The following is a 17,206-nucleotide window of genomic DNA, read 5'->3' as shown; positions in this document are numbered from 1 at the left end:
GCTCAAGGGGGGTGAATCCCCGGGGGCGGAGCGGCCCGGCCCCTCTCGGAGCCTGGGCTAAAATCCCGCGCCGCATAGAGGGCTTGGGGGCAAAACCCGGCTCAACCGCGGAACTTGCGTCTTACGTCCGGCCGTCAGGCCGCAAAAGCAAGCCCCGCTCCTCAAAGAACCAAGTGACAACCATGACGATGATGAACGCACGAGTGCATAGCGCCTCACGCGCTTGGGGCCGCTGGGCCACGGCAGCGATGGCGGCCCTGGCAGCGGCTCCGGCCCTGGCGGTCAACGACCTCAAGGGCGGCCCGGGCGTCAATCAGCTCAATCTGCACGAGCCGGTCACCCGCATCGCGCACGATCAGATGTGGCTGCACAACTTCGTGATGATCGTCTGCCTGGTCATCTTCGTCGCCGTGTTCGGCGTGATGTTCTATTCCATCTTCAAGCACCGCAAGTCCAAGGGCGCGGTGTCGGCCAACTTCCACGAGAGCGTGGCCGTGGAGATCGCCTGGACGGTGGTTCCTTTCCTGATCGTCATCGGCATGGCCCTGCCGGCCACCAAGGTCGTCGTCGCGATGAAGGACACGACCAATGCCGACGTGACCATCAAGGCCACCGGCTACCAGTGGAAGTGGGGCTACGACTACCTGAAGGGCGAAGGCGAGGGCATCGGCTTCCTGGCCACGCTGGACACCGCCCAGCGCGAGTCCTCCAACTCGGCCCATCCCGAGCCGGTCGACAACTACCTGCTCAAGGTCGACAACCCCCTGGTCGTGCCGGTGGACAAGAAGGTCCGCATCATCACGACGGCCAACGACGTCATCCACGCCTGGATGGTGCCGGCCTTCGGCGTCAAGCAGGATGCCATCCCCGGCTTCGTGCGCGACACCTGGTTCAAGGCCGAGAAGATTGGCGACTACTATGGCCAGTGCGCCGAGCTCTGCGGCAAGGAACACGCCTACATGCCCATCCACGTGAAGGTGGTGTCCGCCGAGGACTACACCAAGTGGGTGGACGGCAAGAAGAAGGAAATGGCCGCCAAGGCCGACGACCCGAACAAGGTCTGGGAACAGGCCGCCCTGATCGCCCGCGGCGAGAAGGTCTATGCCGCCAACTGCGCGGTCTGCCACAAGGCCGACGGCTCCGGCGCCGGCCCGATCAAGCCGCTGGACAAGTCGCCCGTCGTGCTGGCCGAGGACAAGCTGCAGCAGATCCAGGTCGTGCTGAATGGCCGCATGGACAAGGGCATGCCGGCCTGGAAGCAACTCAGCGATACCGAGATCGCCGCCGTGATCACCTACACCAAGAACAGCTGGTCCAACAAGACGGGCCAGACGGTGCAACCGGCCGAAGTGCTGGCCGCCCGCAAGTAATCGACCGAACGCCGAATCAGAGGAAATCACATGAGTGCAGTGCTCCCCCCCCACGGCGCGGTTGATGGCCATGGCGGCCATGCTGGCGACCACGCCCACGACGACCATCACGACCACCACGCACCTCACGGCTGGCGCCGCTGGGTGTTTGCGACCAATCACAAGGACATCGGCACCCTCTACCTGCTGTTCTCCTTCACGATGCTGATGGTCGGCGGCATCCTGGCCCTGTGCATCCGTGCCGAGCTGTTCCAGCCGGGCCTGCAGTTCTTCAACCCGGAGCTGTTCAACCAGTTCACGACCATGCACGGTCTGATCATGGTGTTCGGCGCCATCATGCCGGCCTTCGTCGGCTTCGCGAACTGGATGATCCCGCTGCAGATCGGCGCGGGTGACATGGCCTTCGCGCGCATGAACAACCTCAGCTTCTGGCTGCTGATCCCGGCCGCCATCATGCTGGTGGGCAGCTTCTTCATGCCCGGCGGCGCCCCCGCCGCCGGCTGGACGCTGTACGCGCCGCTGACGCTGCAGATGGGCCCGTCCATGGACGCCGGCATCTTCGCGATGCACATCATGGGCGCCTCGTCCATCATGGGCTCCATCAACATCATCGTGACCATCCTCAACATGCGCGCCCCCGGCATGACGCTGATGAAGATGCCGATGTTCGCCTGGACCTGGCTGATCACGGCCTACCTGCTGATCGCCGTCATGCCCGTGCTGGCCGGTGCCATCACGATGACGCTGACCGACCGTCACTTCGGCACCGCCTTCTTCAACCCCGCGGGCGGCGGCGACCCGGTCATGTACCAGCACATCTTCTGGTTCTTCGGCCACCCCGAGGTCTACATCATGATCTTGCCGGCCTTCGGCATCATCAGCCAGATCGTGCCGGCCTTCGCCCGCAAGCGCCTGTTCGGCTACGCCTCCATGGTGTACGCGACGGCCTCCATCGCCATCCTGTCCTTCATCGTCTGGGCCCACCACATGTTCGCCACCGGCATGCCGGTGACGGGCCAGCTGTTCTTCATGTACGCGACCATGCTGATCGCGGTGCCCACGGGCGTGAAGATCTTCAACTGGCTGGCGACGATGTGGCGCGGCTCGATGACCTTCGAGACGCCGATGCTGTTCGCCGTCGGCTTCATCTTCGTGTTCACGATGGGCGGCTTCACCGGCCTCATCCTGGCCATGGCGCCGGTCGACATCCAGCTGCAGGACACCTATTACGTCGTGGCCCACTTCCACTACGTGCTGGTGGCCGGCTCGCTGTACGCGCTGTTCGCCGGCGTCTACTACTGGGGCCCGAAGTGGACCGGCGTCATGTACTCCGAGACCCGCGGCAAGATCCACTTCTGGGGCTCGCTGATCTTCTTCAACGTGACCTTCTTCCCGATGCACTTCCTGGGTCTGGCCGGCATGCCGCGTCGCTATGCCGACTACCCCATGCAGTTCACCGACTTCAACGCGATTGCCTCGGTCGGTGCCTTCGGCTTCGGTCTGATGCAGGTCTACTTCTTCCTGTTCGTCGTCGTGCCGATGATGCGCGGCAAGGGCGAGACCGCTTCGCAGAAGCCCTGGGAAGCCGCCGAAGGCCTGGAGTGGGAAGTGCCGTCGCCGGCCCCCTTCCACACCTTCGAAGAGCCGCCCAAGCTGAACGCGTCGGCGACCAAGATCGTCGCCTGAGCGGACTGGCTGCCATGACGCCCGAGCAGCGCAAGGCCAACCGCCGACTGGCGTTGATCTTGCTGTCGATCGCCCTGGTCTTTGGCGTCGGCTTCGTCGCCAAGATGGTGTTGCTGAGCCACTGACATGCGTTTCCTGGCCGCACTCCACCGCGACAACCGTCAGCTCGTCATGAAGCTGGCGGTCGTCGTGGCGTTGATGTTCGGCTTCGGCTATGCGCTGGTGCCGCTGTACAAGGCCATCTGCAACGCGCTGGGCATCAATGTGCTGTCGCTGGCCGAACGCCAGACGGCGCTGTCGGCCAAGGGCATCGCCGATGGCAATGGCCAGGTCGACTACAGCCGCGAGATCACGGTCGAGTTCGACACCAATGCGCGCGGCCCCTGGGACTTCAAGCCGGCGGTGCGTCACATGACGGTGCACCCGGGCGAGCTGAGCCAGGTCATGTACGAGTTCCGCAACAAGCAGGACCGCACCATGGCCGCCCAGGCCATTCCGAGCTATGCGCCCATGCAGGCGAGCGCGCATTTCAACAAGCTGGAATGCTTCTGCTTCAACGAATACACGTTGAAGCCGGGCGAAAGCAAGCAGTGGCCGGTCGTGTTCGTCATCGACCCCAAGCTGCCCAAGGATGTGAAGACCATCACCCTGTCCTATACCTTCTTCGAGGTGGCGGGCAAGGGCGGGGTCAAGCTCGGCCAGGCACCGCAGGGTGTGGGAGCCGCGCTGTGAGTGACAAGCCGGGCCAGGATCTGAAGGAAGCGGTGGGCCGCAAGGCCTCCTTCGCCCAGACGATCTCGGCCGTGGCCTGGAGTTTTTTCGGCGTGCGCCGGGGCCGGGACCATGAGAGAGACATGGCCAAGCTCAACCCGGTGCATGTGTTGATCGCGGGCGTGCTTGGCGCGGCCCTGTTTGTATTGATGCTGGTACTGCTGGTCCGTTGGGTCATCAGCAGTGGCGTGGCCGGAGCCTGACGGCCCGGTCGCAACAAAGTTCAGAACGAGCGAGTACTAGGAGAACAATATGTCGGCAGCGACTACCCCGGGCAAGACCCCGTACTACTTCGTCCCGGCGCCCTCGCGGCACCCGGTGATGGCCGCCACCGGCCTGTTCTTCGTCATCCTCGGTGCCGGCCAATGGATCAATGGCCACGGCTGGGGCATGTATTCCCTGTTCGGCGGCCTGGCCTTCTGGGCCTTCGTGCTGCAGGCCTGGTTCCGTGACGCCATCGGCGAGAGCGAGGGCGGCCTCTACAGCGACCGCATCGACGTCTCCTTCCGCTGGAGCATGGGCTGGTTCATCTTCTCGGAGGTGATGTTCTTCGCCGCCTTCTTCGGGGCGCTGGGCTGGTCCCGCCTGTACTCGGTGCCGGAACTCGGCAGCCTGCAGAACGCGCTGCTGTGGCCTGACTTCAAGGCCATCTGGCCGAGCAACGCGCCCGGTTTCACCGCCGCACCGGCCGGCACCGTCGAGGCCTTCAGCACCATGGGCCCCTGGCCCATCCCGACGATCAACACGGCCCTGCTGCTGACCTCGGGCGTCACGCTGACCATCGCCCACCATGCGCTGATCGCCGGCAACCGCGCCAAGACCATCGCCTGGATGTGGATCACCGTGGCCCTGGGCCTCACCTTCGTCGGCTTCCAGGCCTATGAATACCACCACGCCTACACCGAGCTCAACCTCAAGCTGAACTCCGGCATCTACGGCTCGACCTTCTTCATGCTGACCGGCTTCCACGGCTTCCACGTCTGCGTGGGCGCCCTGATGCTGCTGTTCATCACCATCCGCCTGATGAAGGGCCACTTCACGCCCGAGCGCCATTTCGGCTTCGAAGGCGCAGCCTGGTACTGGCACTTCGTGGACGTGGTGTGGCTGGGCCTGTACGTGGTCGTCTACTGGTTGTGACCAGGCGGTCCCACAATGAGAAAGCGCCGCAGTCGCGGCGCTTTTTCTTTATGCACTCTTCACCGGCAGTCCGGTCGGCTGTATCCACCCCATCTTCCAGCTCAGCAGGATGATGAGGAAGAGCGTCACCGAGACGGCGACCCGCACCGCCAGCGCGCGGGCCATGTTGGGACTCTTCTTGTTGCCGCCCTTGCGCAGCATGAAGAAGCCGGCCGCCGCGAGCGCGCCGAGGATGCCGATGAAGGCGATCAGGATCACGAATTTCATGGGGTCGAATTATCCGCTCGGGGTTGGGCATGGCCGGTAGGCGCTGGCTGGTGCTGCTGGCGGCACTGCTGGCCACGGCGTTCACGGCGCGGCTGGGCGTCTGGCAGCTCGACCGGGCCGCGCAGAAGATCGCGCTGCAAGCGGCTATCGAGACGGAGGCGGGCAGGCCGGCGCTTGCCAATGCCGAGCTGGGTGGCGCCGAGCAACTGCACCGACGCGTGCTTGTGCGCGGCAGCTGGCTCGCCGAACGCACCATCTGGCTGGACAACCGGCCCATGGACGGCCACACCGGCTTCTTCGTCGTCACGCCGCTGCGCCTGAGCGGCCGCGATGACGTCATTCTTGTGCAGCGTGGTTGGGCGCCGCGCAACCAGCTCGATCGCCAGCAGCTGCCGCCGTTGGCCACGCCGACCGGCGAGGTCGTCGTGCAAGGGCGGCTGGCCGCCGCGCCGTCCAAGCTTTATGAGCTCGGCGAAGGCTCGACCGGAGCGATCCGGCAAAATCTCGACCCTGCGGCCTTTGCCGTCGAGTCCGGCCTGAAATTGCTGCCGCTGACCGTCGTGCAGACCTCCGCCGATTCGCCCGACGACACGCTGCTGCGCCATTGGCCGGCGCCCGACCTCGGCCTGCAGAAACACTATGGCTACGCCTTTCAATGGTTTGCGCTCTGTGCGCTGATCGTCGGTCTCTATGTCTGGTTCCAACTCCTCCGCCCCCGGTTCCGCAAGCAGTCCTGAACCGCTGAGCTTCGCGGTGCACAGCCTGCCCGATCCGCGCACGTCGACGCAGCAGCGTGTCGGGCGCTGGAAGATGCTGCTCGTGCTGGCCATGTGCGCCGCGCCCGTCGTCGCGTCCTACTTCACCTTCTATGTCGTCAAGCCCAGCGGCTCGGCCTATGGCGAACTGGTCGCGCCGGCCGTCGACATGCCCGCCGATCTGCCGCTGACGGATCTGCAGGGCCGCCCGGTCGCCCCGGCCTCCCTGCGCGGCCAATGGCTGCTGGCCGTCGTGCAGGGCTCCGACTGCCCGGCCGCCTGCGAGCGCCAACTCTTCGTGCAGCGCCAGCTGCGCGAGATGCTGGGCAAGGAGCGCGCGCGCGTGGACAAGCTCTGGCTGATTCCCGATACCGGCACGCCGCGCGCCGAGGTGCTGGCCGCCATCGGCCAGAAGGGCGCGGAAGTCACCGTGCTGCGCGTGCCCGCCGAGCGCCTAGCGGCCTGGCTCGAGCCGGCGGCGGGACATGGGCTGGCCAAGCATTTCTACATCATCGACCCCATGGGCCGCTGGATGGAGCGCGCTCCTGCCGAGCCCGAGCCCAAGAAGCTCAAGGCCGACCTCGACAAGCTGCTGCGCGCCAGTGCCAGCTGGGATACAGCTGGACGATGAACGAGCTGCTGCTCCCCTTGGGTCAGGTCGCCGCCATCGGCGGCGCCGTCGCCCTCGGCCCGCTGATCTGGTGGCGCCAGCGCTCGCGCGCGAGCACGCCGGCCGGCCGCCTCCGTGCGCTGACGCTGCTGACGCTCTTCCTGACCTTCGACCTCATCGTCTTCGGTGCCTTCACGCGACTGACCGACTCCGGGCTGGGCTGCCCCGACTGGCCCGGCTGCTACAGCGCCGCCAGCCCCGTCGGCGCACATGAGCACATCGAAGCGGCGCAGGCGGCCATGCCCACCGGCCCGGTCACCCATGGCAAGGCCTGGATCGAGATGGTCCATCGCTACCTGGCCAGCGGCGTCGGCCTGCTCATCCTCGTCATGGCGGTGCTGAGCTGGCGGCTCAAGCGCCATGACGGTGAGGCCGCGCCTTCGCCCTGGCTGCCGACGTTGACCCTGGCCTGGGTCTGCGTGCAGGGCGCTTTCGGCGCGCTGACGGTCACGATGAAGCTCTTCCCGGCCATCGTCACCCTGCATCTGCTGTTTGGCCTGGGCCTGCTGATGCTGCTGGCCTGGCAGCGCGAGGCGTTTGCGCCTCAGCGCGTGGCGGTGCCGGGCTGGCTGCGCCATGCCACGGCCGCCGTCCTGCTGCTGGCCTTGCTGCAGGTCGCCCTGGGCGGCTGGGTCAGCACCAATTACGCCGTGCTGGCCTGCGATGAATTCCCCACCTGCCACGGCGGCCAATGGTGGCCGCATCTGGACTTTGCCCAGGGCTTCCAGCTCTGGCGTGCCCTCGGTCTCAAGGCCGACGGCAGCGTGCTGGGCTTCGAGGCGCTGGCGGCCATCCACATGGCCCATCGCATCGGCGCGGCCTGCGTCTTTGCGGCCATGCTGGCGCTGGCGTGGGTGCTGCGCTCGCCTGCGCCGCAATGGTCGCGCTGGCTGCTCGCCGCGGCTGGCTGGCAACTCGTCACCGGCCTGTCCAATATCGTGCTCGACTGGCCCATCGTCGCGGCACTCGGCCACACCGCAGGCGCCGCCATGCTGCTGGCCCTGCTCACCACCTTGCTCGCGCGCCTGAAGCGCGCCGGATCCTGACCATGGCTTCCACGTCCACCGCCAGTGCCTTCGTGCACAGCCCGCGCTGGCAGCAGTTCTACCAGCTGACCAAGCCGCGCGTCGTCCAGCTCATCGTCTTCTGCGCCGCCATCGGCATGGCCCTGGCCGTGCCCGGCCTGCCGGATCTGCCGCAGGCCGTGACCATGCTCGCGGCAATCGCCGGCATCTGGCTGGTGGCTGGCGCCGCCGCGGCCTTCAACTGCCTCATCGAGGACGGCATCGACGCGCGCATGAAGCGCACCGCCTGGCGCGCCACCGCCAAGGGCGAACTGAGCCGTCCGCAGACCCTGGCCTTCTCGGCCCTGCTGTGCGGCATCGGCATGGCCATCCTGGGCGTCTACGTCAATGTGCTGACCATGTGGCTGACCTTCGCCACCTTCGTCGGCTATGCCGTCATCTACACCGTCATCCTCAAGCCCACGACGCCGCAGAACATCGTCATCGGCGGGGCCTCGGGCGCCATGCCGCCGGTGCTGGGCTGGGCCGCCATGCGCGGCGAGGTGGGTTTCGAGGCCTGGCTGCTCTGCCTCATCATCTTCCTGTGGACGCCGCCGCATTTCTGGGCCCTGGCCCTGTATCGCGCCGAGGACTACGCCCGCGCCGGCCTGCCCATGCTGCCGGTCACCCATGGCAACGACTACACCCGGCTGCAGATCCTGCTCTACACCTGGGTGCTGCTGGCGGCCACGCTGCTGCCCTTCCTGACCGGCATGAGCGGCTGGTTCTATCTGGCAGCCGCCCTGGCCCTGGGCCTGGGCTTCTGTGCCTATGGCTTTAGGCTGTGGCGGTCTTACTCGGAGATGCTGGCGCGCCGGACCTTCTGGTTCTCGATCTGGTATCTGTCGCTGCTCTTCGCGGCCCTGTTGATCGACCACTACATCGCATGATGAATACCCGTCGTTTCGCGCTGGCCGTGCTGGCCGCCCTGTCCCTCGCCGCCTGCCAGAAGGGCGGCCCCGACAAGCTGGCCTTCAAGGGCATTGACCTGACCGGCGCCGAATACGCGCGCCAGCTCAACCTGACCGACCAGGACGGCCGCGCACGGTCCCTGGCCGACTTCAAGGGCAAGGTGCTGGTGGTCTTCTTCGGCTACACCCAGTGCCCCGACGTCTGCCCGACGACCATGGCCGAGGTGGCCGAGGTCAAGCGCTCCCTGGGCGCCGACGGCGACAAGGTGCAGGGCGTCTTCGTCACCATTGATCCCGCGCGCGACACGGCCCAGCTGCTCAAGGCCTATCTGGCCAGCTTCGATCCGAGCTTTGTCGGCCTGCGCGGCAGCGAGGAGCAGACCCAGGCCGCCGCCAAGGAGTTCAAGGTCTTCTTCGCCAAGGTGCCGGGCAAGACGCCCGAGACCTACACCATGGACCATACGGCAGCCAGCTTCATCTTCGACACCGAGGGCCGCGTGCGCGTCTATGCGCGCTATGGTGCCGGCGCCCAGCCGCTGGCTGATGACATCAAGCTGCTGCTGGCCGAAGCCAGGAAGCCGTCCTGAAGCGTGCGGTCTACGCCGCAGAGAGTTCGAAAATGAATATGAAAACAGCCATCACCATCGCCGCAGTCAGCCTCTTTGCGGCGATGACGGGTGCAGCGGCACAGCCGCTGAAGATCGGTTTTGTCGATGTGCAGCAGGTGCTGCAGGAGTCCGCGCCGTCCAAGGCCGCCGGTGCGCGGCTGGAGAACGAGTTCGGCAGCCGCACCAAGGAACTGCAGCGACTGGAAGCCAGGCTGCGCGAGGCAAGCGAGAAGTTGGACAAGGACGCGGCCGTGCTTTCCGAGGAGGAGCGCGGCCGTCGCAATCGGGACCTCACGAACCAGAAGCGGGAACTGGAGCGCAGGAGCCGCGAGTTCCAGGAGGACGCCGAGCGGCGCCAGCAGGAAGAGCAACGCGTGGTCAAGGACAGGTTCGACAAGGCCGTCAAACAAGTCTTCGAGGCCGAGAAATACGATCTGATCCTGCAGGACAACGCACCGTTCCGCAGCGCGGCGGTCGACGTCACGAAGAAGGTGCTCGACGCGATGGCGGCCCAGAAGTAGTTGGCCGCCACCCGGCCCGTCAGACCACGAGCACCCCATGACAAAAGGCCCCGAAGGGCCTTTTGCATGCAAGGCGCCGAGGGATCAGGCGGCTTCGGTCAGCGCCTTCTTCATCTTCTTCATCGCCGCCACTTCGATCTGGCGGATGCGCTCGGCCGACACGCCGTACTCAGCGGCCAGCTCGTGCAGCGTCATGCCGCCCGACGTGTCGTCGTTGACCTTCAGCCAGCGCTCCTCGACGATGCGGCGGCTGCGCGGGTCCAGCACCTCCAGCGCGCGCTGGATGCCGTCGCCGGCCAGGGCGTCGCGCGAGCGGGCCTCGATGACGCGGGTGGGCTCATGGCTGTCGTCGGCCAGGTAGGCGATGGGGGCGAAGCTCTCGCCGTCGTCGTCGGTCTGGGGCTCCAGGGCCACATCGCCGCCCGACAGCCGGGTCTCCATCTCCAGCACTTCCTCGCGCTTGACGTTCAGCTCACGGGCGACATGGGCCACCTCGGCTTCGCTGAGCGTGTTGCGATGCGTCTGACCCTCGGCCTGGTCGGCCTTGAGCTGATGCTTCATCGAGCGCAGGTTGAAGAACAGCTTGCGCTGGGCCTTGGTCGTCGCGACCTTGACCATGCGCCAGTTCTTCAGGATGTACTCGTGAATCTCGGCCTTGATCCAGTGCATGGCATAGCTCACCAAGCGCACGCCCTGGTCGGGGTCGAAGCGCTTGACGGCCTTCATCAGGCCGACGTTGCCTTCCTGGATCAGGTCGCCCTGGGGCAGGCCGTAGCCGACGTATTGCCGCGAGATGGACACCACCAGGCGCAGATGCGAGAGCACCATGCGGCCAGCGGCTTCCAGGTCGCCCTTGTCGCGCAGGCTGCGCGCGGCGGACCCTTCTTCCTCGGCTGTCAGCAGCGGCAGGCGGTTGACGGCGGAGATGTATGCGTCCAGATTGCCCAGCGAGGGCACCAGGGCCCAGGGGTCGCGGACGGCAATGGCAGAAGAGGCGGACATCGTCTTGAATCCTTGCTAAACCCCGGCTTGGGATACTGGGGTGAGCAGGATATTAGCACTCCCGTTCGACGAGTGCTAAGAATGACGATGCGTCAGCTGGAATGCAATGTTTCCAACGGTGAAACAGTCAGCGCCCGCTAACTTTGCAAGCGCCGCCGTCAGTCAACCAGTCCGAAATCCGGGCTCTTAATCATGGCCTCGATGTCCAGCAGGATCAGCAGGCGCTCGCCGAGCTTGCCCAGGCCGGTGATGAAGCGGGCGTCCAGGGCGGCGGCCACCTCGGGGCGGGGCTTGATCTCGTCGGCGCTCAACTCCAGCACGTCGGACACTGAATCCACGACGACGCCGACGATGCGCCCGGCCACGTTCAGCACGATGACGACGGTGAAGGCGTTGTATTCGCTGGCCTGGCCCAGGCGGATGCGCATGTCCAGGATGGGCACGATGACGCCGCGCAGGTTGACGACGCCCTTGACGAAGGCCGGAGCGTTGGCGACCCGTGTCGGGGCCTCATAGGAGCGGATTTCCTGCACGCGCAGGATGTCCAGGCCGTATTCCTCCGCACCGATGCGGAAGGTCAGGAACTGGCGGCCATCGGTGCGGGCCAGCGTCTGCACGGCCTGGGCACCAGTGCTGGGAACGAGGTCGGTGGAGCTCATCGGGCGCTGCTGCTAATGGGGGGCTGGGCCCTCATTCTGCCCGCTCCGCGCTGCCCCCTGGGGCCAACAAATCGTCGACCAGGGCGAGCAATTCACGCACGTCCAGGGGCTTGGTCAGATAGTGCTGGGCGCCCGCCACCTGGGCCGCGGCAATCTGCTCGGGCTGGGCGTTGGCCGACACGACGACGACCGGTGGCAGGGCGGCGCCGAGGTCGCGCATGCGGCTGAGCAGGGTCAGGCCATCGCCGTCGGGGAGCTGCCAGTCCAGCAGCAGCAGGGCGGGCGGGTGCTCGCGCAGCGCCTTCAGGCCGGCTTCGACCGTCGGCGCCACTTCCAATTCGATATTGGGCCGCTGCTCCAGGATGCCGCGCATGACTTCGGCGTTCAGCGGGTTGTCTTCGACATAGAGCAGGCGCCGCTGGGGGCCGGCGCGGGGCGCGGTGGGCTCCTGGGAAGCGGCTTGCTGGGGCAGGGCCTCGGCGGCGCCGCTGGCGGGCAGCCTCAGCACGAAGCAGGCGCCCGGGCCGTCCACGGGCTCCGCTCGCAGGCTGCCGCCCATCATCTCGGCCAGGCGTTGGCTGATGACCAGGCCGATGCCGGTGCCGGGCAGGCCGCTGCGCTCCCGGCCCAGGCGGTTGAAGGGCTGGAAGAGGGCCGCATGCTGCTCGGGCGTCAGCCCCAAGCCGGTGTCGCGCACGGCGATCTCTATCCAGCCGGGCTCGGGGCTGGCCGCCTCGATGCTGACGCTGCCGCCCGGCCGGTTGTACTTGACGGCATTGCTGAGCAGATTGGTCAGGATCTGGGTCACCCGCGTCGGGTCGCCAACCAGGCGCACGGCAGCCGGGTCGACGCGCTGGCTGATGGCCAGGCCGCGTTCGGTCGCCTGGCCCTGCACCAGGGCGAGGGCGCGGGCCAGCAGCGGCGGCAGCTCCAGTGGCACCGGCTCCAGGCGCAGCGAGCCCGCCTCGATGCGCGACAGGTCCAGGGTGTCGTTGATCATCTCCAGCAGATGCCAACCCGCTTGGGCGATCTGCTGGGCGCGGCCGCGTTGGCCCGGTGCCAGAGGTTCACTGGCGTCCATCTGCATCAGCTGGGTGAAGCCGAGGATGGCGTTCATCGGCGTGCGCAGTTCATGGCTCATGCGCGACAGGAATTCGTTCTTGGCCTGGTTGGCGGCTTCGGCGGCCTCGCGGGCGCGGTCCAGTTCCTCGATGCGCAACTGGTCAGTGATGTCCTCGACGACGCCCACCAGCCGGTGTGGCCGGCCGTCGGCGCCGCGCAGCAGGCTGACGAGCACGCGCGCATGCGCCGTGCTGCCATCGGGGCGGACATAGCGCTTCAGGCGCCGGTAGGAGGGGATCTCGCCGCGCATCAGCCGCCGCGCCAGGCGGATGTCTTCGCGACGGTCGTCGGCATGGGTCACGTCGATGGAGCGCTTGCCCAGCAAGGCCTCGGCCGAGTAGCCGACCATATTGCAGAAATGCGCATTGACCTCCTGGAAACCGCCGTTCAGGTCGGTGAATGCGATGCCGATGGGGGCGGTCTCGAAGATGCTGTGAAAGCGCTGCTCGCTCTGGGTCAAGGCGCGCTCGCCCTGGGCGCGGGTGGCCACCTCGCGTTCCAGCGCCGCAGTGCGTTCGCGCACCAGGGCCTCGACATGCTGGGTGCGGCCCGACATCAGCAGCAGCAGGGCGCCCACCATGGCCGTGGCCAGCAGGCCGACCAGGGCAAAGGCCCAGCTGCGCCCGGGCGCCTGCACCAGGCCGGGCAGGTCGTAGACACGCACCTCCCAGGACCGGCCGCCGAACTCCAGCGGCAGCTTGACCAGAGGCAGGGTGGCGTCGTCGCCGCGCTGCACGGCCTCGCAGCCGATGCGGCCACCCAGCCGCGGGAAGAGGGCGCCGGGCTCGAGATCGACGAGGCAGGCGCCGAGATGCTCGGGCCAGTTGGCCGACAGGCGCGACAGCAGCAGGTCAGGCCTCAGCGTCGCAAAGACGACGCCGTCCAGGGCCTGCTCGCTGGGGGCCGCATTGCCGCGGTACAGCGGCTGGTAGACGACGACGCCGACGGCGGCTTCCTTGTCCTGCGACAGCTGGAAGCCCGCCGACGCCAGCGGCCGTCCGGCCACCGCGGCCTTCTCGATGGCCGCGCGCGCGCCGGGAATGGTGCGCACATTGACACCCAGCGCCCCGGCGTTGCGCGACAGCGGCTCGATGAGGCGGATGGCCATCATGTCCTCGTCCGGCGGCGGGCGCAGGTCGCCGGCGCGCAGACGGTCGCGCGCCTGGTAGCCACTCGTGAAATCGACCAGGGCGCCGGCATTGAAGCGGTCGACGTCGGCACGCGCCACGCGCAGCGTGAGGCCCAGGGCGATCAACGGGCTGTCCTGCGTCAGAAAACCCTGGGTGGCCCGCGCAAACTCCTCGCGTGTCGGCCGCGGCTTGACCTTGACGAGGCCGTGCATGCCCTCCAGCGCCAGCAGCGGCTCGCGCAGCCGGCCGGCCAGGTCCTGGGCGGCGCGGGTCGCGTCGCGGGTGAAGTCGGCGCGGTTGCGCTGGCGGTCCCATTCCATCGTGACCGCCACGCCCAGTCCGACTATCAGCGTCGTCAGCAGCATGGGCAGGCCGACGCTGAAGCGCCGTGTGGCCCAGGCCGAGCGCGGCTTGCCGATCAAGGCCAGGGTGATGGGCGTGGCGATCAGCACGCCCATCAGGTCGCCGGTCCACCACACCGTCCAGACCAGGATAGCTTGGGTGCTTGAAATGACCGCGAAGAGCTTGAGCAGCAGCGTCGCGCAACTCGGGCTGATGCAGCCGGCCAGGGCCGCGGCGGCCAGGTAGCCGGCGATCTCGCGCGGCGAGGCCAGCAACAGCGGGCGGCCGCACCAGCGGCGCATCAGCAGCGTCCCCGCCACCGCCTGGGTGGCGGCGCCCAGGCCAATGCCCAGGGCCAGCGGCAGCACCCCGGTCTGTTCGCTCATCGTCGTGGCCTGCACGATGAAGGACCCCAGGGCCACGGCCGGCGTGTAGCGCAGCCCCCAGACCAGCAGCACCGCCAGGCCCCAGCCGGCGGCCGGATAGATGGGCGCCACCTGGTAGGGCGGCAGCACCATCAACAGGCCCAGGCGGGCCAGCAGGTAGTAGACGCCGACGACAGCCGCGGACAGCGCCAGATAGCGGCCGATGTCGCGGACGCCCACTGCCTTCATTCGGCCTGCGCCTCCCGCAGCGTCTGCACCACGGGCCGCTGCAGCACGCCGCGCAGGCTCCACCAGCCGGCACTCCAGGCCAGCAGGGCACCGCAGGCCGCGCCGACGACCGGCACCCAGGGCTTGATCTGCCAGTCGAACTCGAAGACGAAGCGCGCCAGCAGGGCCGCCAGCACCAGGGCCACGGCGCCGGCGAGAAAGCCGGCCAGCGCGCCCACGCCCAGCAGCTCGGCGCGCTGCACCTGGGCCAGCAGGCTGCCCGGGGCGCCGAGGGCGCGCATCAGCGCGAACTCGCGGGTGCGTGCCTCGCGCGTGCTGCCCACGGCCGCCAGCAGCACGACCAGGCCGGTGGCCAGCGTGAAGCCGAACAGGAACTGCACGGCCTGGATGACCTGGTCCAGCACGCCCTGCACCTGGTTGAGCTGGGCCGACACGTCGATGACGGTCAGGTTGGGGAACTGGCGCGCCAGCTCGCGATCCAGCTTGGCTGCGGGCGGGCTGCGGTAGGCGGCGATCTGCGTGGCCGGCAGCTCGGGCAGCTCGGCCTTTTCGAACAGCACGAAGAAGTTGACGCGCATCGACGACCAGTCGACCTTGCGCAGGCTGGTGATGCGGCCTTGCACGGGCTGGCCGGCGATGTCGAAGGCCAGGGTGTCGCCGAGCTTGAGGCCCAGCGTCGTTGCCAGGCCTTCCTCCACGCTCATGCCCATCTCGCCGGGCTTGGCATCGCCCCAGCGGCCCGACACGATCTGGTTGTGGGCGGGCTTGTCGGCCGTGTGGCTGAGGTTGAACTCGCGCTCGGCCAGGCGCTGGGCGCGCTCCTCGGCAAAGCGCTTGGCCTGCACCGCATCGCCGTTGATGGCGGTCAGGCGGCCGCGGATCATGGGGTACCAGTCGAAGTCCTTCACGCCGGCACCGGCCAGCGTCTTGCGGAAGGCCTCGCCCTGGTCGGGCTGGATGTTGATGACGAAGCGGTCCGGTGCCGCGGCCGGCGTGGCGCGGCGCCAGCTGTCGATGAGGTCGGTGCGCAGCAGCACCAGCAGCGCCAGGGCCAGCAGACCGACGGCCAGCGACGCCACCTGCATGACGGCGAAGGCCGGCCGCGCCGCCACCTGGCGTGTCGCCAGCAGCAGCCAGCGCGGCACGCCCGCGCCGCTGACGTTGACCGGCACGACGCGACGCAGCAGCCAGACCGCGCACCAGGCCAGCAGCGCGAACAGCAGCACCGCGCCGGCAAAACCCGCGGCGGCGATGGCGCCCAGCTTCATGTCGCCGGCCAGCACGACCAGGATGGCCGCCAGGCCCGCCACGCCCGCGCCGAGCACGAGGAGGGAGCCGGCCTTGGGTGCGCCCAGGTCACGGCGGATGACGCGCAGCGGCGGCACCGCGGCCAGCTGCAGCACCGGCGGCAGGCCGAAGCCCATCAGCAGCGACAGGCCCAGGCCCAGGCCCAGCAGGGCCGGCCAGACGCTGGGTGGCGGGAGGTTGACGTCGATGAGGCCGGCCAGCAGCGACACGAAGACCTGGTGCAGGGCCAGGCCGCCGAGCACGCCAACGGCGCTGGCGCCCAGGCCGGCGAGCAGGAACTCCAGCCCATAGGCCCAGGCGATGCGGCGCTGCGGCTGGCCGAGCACGCGCAGCATGGCGCAGTCGTCCAGGTGGCGGGCCGCGAAGTCACGCGCCGCCAGGGCCACGGCGACGGCCGCGAGCAGGGCCGACAGCATGGCCACCAGGCGCAGGAAACGCGCCGCGCGGTCCAGGGTCTGGCGCATCTCGGGGCGGCCGGATTCCAGCGATTCCAGGCGCACGCCGCGCAGCTTGTCCTTGTCGACCAGTTGCTCGGCACCGGTCACGAAGCGCGCCACGGCACCCGGCGTCGCACCCGGGCCGGGCACGACGGCCATGCGATAGGTCAGGCGGCTGGCCGGCTGCACGAGATGGGTGGCGGCCAGGTCGGCCTCGGCCAGCATGACGCGAGGCGCGAAGCTCATGAAGCCGGCACCGCGGTCGGGCTCGGTCTCGATGAGGGCGGCGAGCTTGAGCTGGGCATCGCCCAGCAGCAGCGAGTCGCCGAGCCTGAGCCCCAGGCCATCGGCCACGGCCGGGTCGACCCAGACCTCGCCGACGGCCGGTGAACCGCTGCGGCCGGGCAGGGCCTCGCGCAGCTTGACGCTGCCGCGCAGCGGATAGCCGGCGCCGACGGCCTTGACCGCCACCAGCCGGCTCTCGCCGCCATGGGCCTCGTCGCCGCGCGCCATGCTGGGGAAGGTGGCGCTGCGCACGGTGGTCAGGTTCTGGGTGGCCGCCAGGTCGACGAGGGCCTGCGGCGTCGGCTGGTCGCTGGCGACGACGGCATCGCCGCCGAGCAACTGGGCCGCGTCGCGGCGCAGGCCCTGGTCAAGGCGATCGGACAGGAAGGCCACGGCGCACAGGGCGGCGACGGCCAGGGCCACGGCCAGCATCAGCAGGCGCAGCTCACCGGCGCGCCAGTCCCGCAGCAATTGCCGCCAGGCAATCAGCAGCGTGGCGGGCGGACGCGAAACAGCAGGGGACGTCATGCGCGCGACTGTAGCCGCG

17 protein-coding genes are annotated in these 17,206 nt (G+C 68.3%); 12 read left to right on the top strand and 5 right to left on the bottom strand.

The window, feature by feature from the left end; all coding sequences use genetic code 11:
- The first annotated feature begins 191 nt into the window (after window positions 1-191).
- The 6 genes from coxB to J2X20_RS07660 are packed head-to-tail and all read left to right on the top strand — an operon-like array spanning window position 192 to window position 4,964.
- Window positions 192-1,370, top strand: a complete 1,179-nt coding sequence (gene coxB / locus J2X20_RS07685) for a cytochrome c oxidase subunit II (RefSeq protein ID WP_409034158.1) — start codon at window positions 192-194, stop codon at window positions 1,368-1,370.
- A 30-nt stretch (window positions 1,371-1,400) separates the two neighbouring features.
- Window positions 1,401-3,056: a cytochrome c oxidase subunit I gene (gene ctaD, locus J2X20_RS07680; protein WP_310263063.1), complete on the top strand. Its 1,656-nt coding sequence runs from the start codon at window positions 1,401-1,403 to the stop codon at window positions 3,054-3,056.
- Between the two features lie 14 nt (window positions 3,057-3,070).
- Window positions 3,071-3,181: a cytochrome oxidase small assembly protein gene (locus J2X20_RS07675; RefSeq protein ID WP_310263061.1), complete on the top strand. Its 111-nt coding sequence runs from the start codon at window positions 3,071-3,073 to the stop codon at window positions 3,179-3,181.
- Between the two features lies 1 nt (window position 3,182).
- The gene (locus J2X20_RS07670; RefSeq protein WP_310263059.1) at window positions 3,183-3,788 is read left to right on the top strand and encodes a cytochrome c oxidase assembly protein; all 606 of its coding nucleotides are present in this window, start codon (window positions 3,183-3,185) and stop codon (window positions 3,786-3,788) included.
- Window positions 3,785-4,030 (top strand): DUF2970 domain-containing protein, encoded by a 246-nt coding sequence (locus J2X20_RS07665; RefSeq protein ID WP_310263058.1) that lies wholly within the window; start codon window positions 3,785-3,787, stop codon window positions 4,028-4,030. The genes J2X20_RS07670 and J2X20_RS07665 overlap by 4 nt, the downstream gene beginning before the upstream one ends.
- A gap of 49 nt (window positions 4,031-4,079) precedes the next feature.
- A complete protein-coding gene (locus J2X20_RS07660; RefSeq protein ID WP_310263056.1) occupies window positions 4,080-4,964 on the top strand; it encodes a cytochrome c oxidase subunit 3 in 885 nt (294 codons plus the stop codon).
- 48 nt (window positions 4,965-5,012) lie between these two features.
- On the opposite strand, the gene J2X20_RS07655 is transcribed toward J2X20_RS07660, so the two are convergent.
- On the bottom strand, window positions 5,013-5,231 hold the full coding sequence (locus tag J2X20_RS07655) for a DUF2909 domain-containing protein (RefSeq protein ID WP_310263054.1): 219 nt from the start codon (window positions 5,229-5,231) through the stop codon (window positions 5,013-5,015).
- 50 nt (window positions 5,232-5,281) lie between these two features.
- Between J2X20_RS07655 and J2X20_RS07650 the strand changes: the two genes are divergently transcribed.
- The 6 genes from J2X20_RS07650 to J2X20_RS07625 are packed head-to-tail and all read left to right on the top strand — an operon-like array spanning window position 5,282 to window position 9,760.
- A complete protein-coding gene (locus J2X20_RS07650; protein WP_409034140.1) occupies window positions 5,282-5,968 on the top strand; it encodes an SURF1 family protein in 687 nt (228 codons plus the stop codon).
- A 16-nt stretch (window positions 5,969-5,984) separates the two neighbouring features.
- Complete coding sequence (locus tag J2X20_RS07645; RefSeq protein WP_310263050.1) at window positions 5,985-6,617, top strand: SCO family protein; 633 nt, start codon at window positions 5,985-5,987, stop codon at window positions 6,615-6,617.
- Window positions 6,614-7,702: a COX15/CtaA family protein gene (locus tag J2X20_RS07640; protein WP_310263049.1), complete on the top strand. Its 1,089-nt coding sequence runs from the start codon at window positions 6,614-6,616 to the stop codon at window positions 7,700-7,702. The genes J2X20_RS07645 and J2X20_RS07640 overlap by 4 nt, the downstream gene beginning before the upstream one ends.
- Window positions 7,703-7,704: 2 nt before the next feature.
- On the top strand, window positions 7,705-8,610 hold the full coding sequence (gene cyoE, locus J2X20_RS07635) for a heme o synthase (protein WP_310263047.1): 906 nt from the start codon (window positions 7,705-7,707) through the stop codon (window positions 8,608-8,610).
- Window positions 8,610-9,218, top strand: a complete 609-nt coding sequence (locus J2X20_RS07630) for an SCO family protein (RefSeq protein ID WP_310263046.1) — start codon at window positions 8,610-8,612, stop codon at window positions 9,216-9,218. The genes cyoE and J2X20_RS07630 overlap by 1 nt, the downstream gene beginning before the upstream one ends.
- A 38-nt stretch (window positions 9,219-9,256) precedes the next feature.
- Complete coding sequence (locus tag J2X20_RS07625; RefSeq protein ID WP_310263045.1) at window positions 9,257-9,760, top strand: OmpH/Skp family outer membrane protein; 504 nt, start codon at window positions 9,257-9,259, stop codon at window positions 9,758-9,760.
- A gap of 84 nt (window positions 9,761-9,844) precedes the next feature.
- Here J2X20_RS07625 and rpoH read toward each other — a convergent pair whose 3' ends face one another.
- The 4 genes from rpoH to J2X20_RS07605 all read right to left on the bottom strand — a co-directional run bounded on the left by rpoH (window position 9,845) and on the right by J2X20_RS07605 (window position 17,187).
- The gene (rpoH, locus tag J2X20_RS07620; RefSeq protein WP_310263043.1) at window positions 9,845-10,762 is read right to left on the bottom strand and encodes an RNA polymerase sigma factor RpoH; all 918 of its coding nucleotides are present in this window, start codon (window positions 10,760-10,762) and stop codon (window positions 9,845-9,847) included.
- Between the two features lie 158 nt (window positions 10,763-10,920).
- Window positions 10,921-11,421: a chemotaxis protein CheW gene (locus tag J2X20_RS07615; RefSeq protein ID WP_310263042.1), complete on the bottom strand. Its 501-nt coding sequence runs from the start codon at window positions 11,419-11,421 to the stop codon at window positions 10,921-10,923.
- 31 nt (window positions 11,422-11,452) lie between these two features.
- The gene (locus J2X20_RS07610; RefSeq protein ID WP_310263041.1) at window positions 11,453-14,629 is read right to left on the bottom strand and encodes a PAS domain S-box protein; all 3,177 of its coding nucleotides are present in this window, start codon (window positions 14,627-14,629) and stop codon (window positions 11,453-11,455) included.
- Entirely contained in the window at window positions 14,626-17,187 is a 2,562-nt protein-coding gene (locus J2X20_RS07605) for an ABC transporter permease (protein WP_310263039.1), read from the bottom strand. The genes J2X20_RS07610 and J2X20_RS07605 overlap by 4 nt, the downstream gene beginning before the upstream one ends.
- Window positions 17,188-17,206 lie beyond the last annotated feature (19 nt).

The organism is Roseateles saccharophilus (assembly GCF_031458095.1).
In the GTDB taxonomy this organism is placed as follows: domain Bacteria; phylum Pseudomonadota; class Gammaproteobacteria; order Burkholderiales; family Burkholderiaceae_C; genus Pelomonas; species Pelomonas saccharophila_A.
The sequence above is the reverse complement of the archived record's forward strand: the minus strand, read 5'-3'. Positions and strand labels throughout refer to the sequence as shown.

Coding starts and splice junctions, on each gene's coding strand:
- coxB (WP_409034158.1), top strand. CDS start 192: ATGAACGCACGAGTGCATAGCGCCTCACGCGCTTGGGGCCGCTGGGCC.
- ctaD (WP_310263063.1), top strand. CDS start 1,401: ATGAGTGCAGTGCTCCCCCCCCACGGCGCGGTTGATGGCCATGGCGGC.
- J2X20_RS07675 (WP_310263061.1), top strand. CDS start 3,071: ATGACGCCCGAGCAGCGCAAGGCCAACCGCCGACTGGCGTTGATCTTG.
- J2X20_RS07670 (WP_310263059.1), top strand. CDS start 3,183: ATGCGTTTCCTGGCCGCACTCCACCGCGACAACCGTCAGCTCGTCATG.
- J2X20_RS07660 (WP_310263056.1), top strand. CDS start 4,080: ATGTCGGCAGCGACTACCCCGGGCAAGACCCCGTACTACTTCGTCCCG.
- J2X20_RS07655 (WP_310263054.1), bottom strand. CDS start 5,231: ATGAAATTCGTGATCCTGATCGCCTTCATCGGCATCCTCGGCGCGCTC.
- J2X20_RS07640 (WP_310263049.1), top strand. CDS start 6,614: ATGAACGAGCTGCTGCTCCCCTTGGGTCAGGTCGCCGCCATCGGCGGC.
- cyoE (WP_310263047.1), top strand. CDS start 7,705: ATGGCTTCCACGTCCACCGCCAGTGCCTTCGTGCACAGCCCGCGCTGG.
- J2X20_RS07630 (WP_310263046.1), top strand. CDS start 8,610: ATGAATACCCGTCGTTTCGCGCTGGCCGTGCTGGCCGCCCTGTCCCTC.
- J2X20_RS07625 (WP_310263045.1), top strand. CDS start 9,257: ATGAAAACAGCCATCACCATCGCCGCAGTCAGCCTCTTTGCGGCGATG.
- rpoH (WP_310263043.1), bottom strand. CDS start 10,762: ATGTCCGCCTCTTCTGCCATTGCCGTCCGCGACCCCTGGGCCCTGGTG.
- J2X20_RS07615 (WP_310263042.1), bottom strand. CDS start 11,421: ATGAGCTCCACCGACCTCGTTCCCAGCACTGGTGCCCAGGCCGTGCAG.
- J2X20_RS07610 (WP_310263041.1), bottom strand. CDS start 14,629: ATGAAGGCAGTGGGCGTCCGCGACATCGGCCGCTATCTGGCGCTGTCC.
- J2X20_RS07605 (WP_310263039.1), bottom strand. CDS start 17,187: ATGACGTCCCCTGCTGTTTCGCGTCCGCCCGCCACGCTGCTGATTGCC.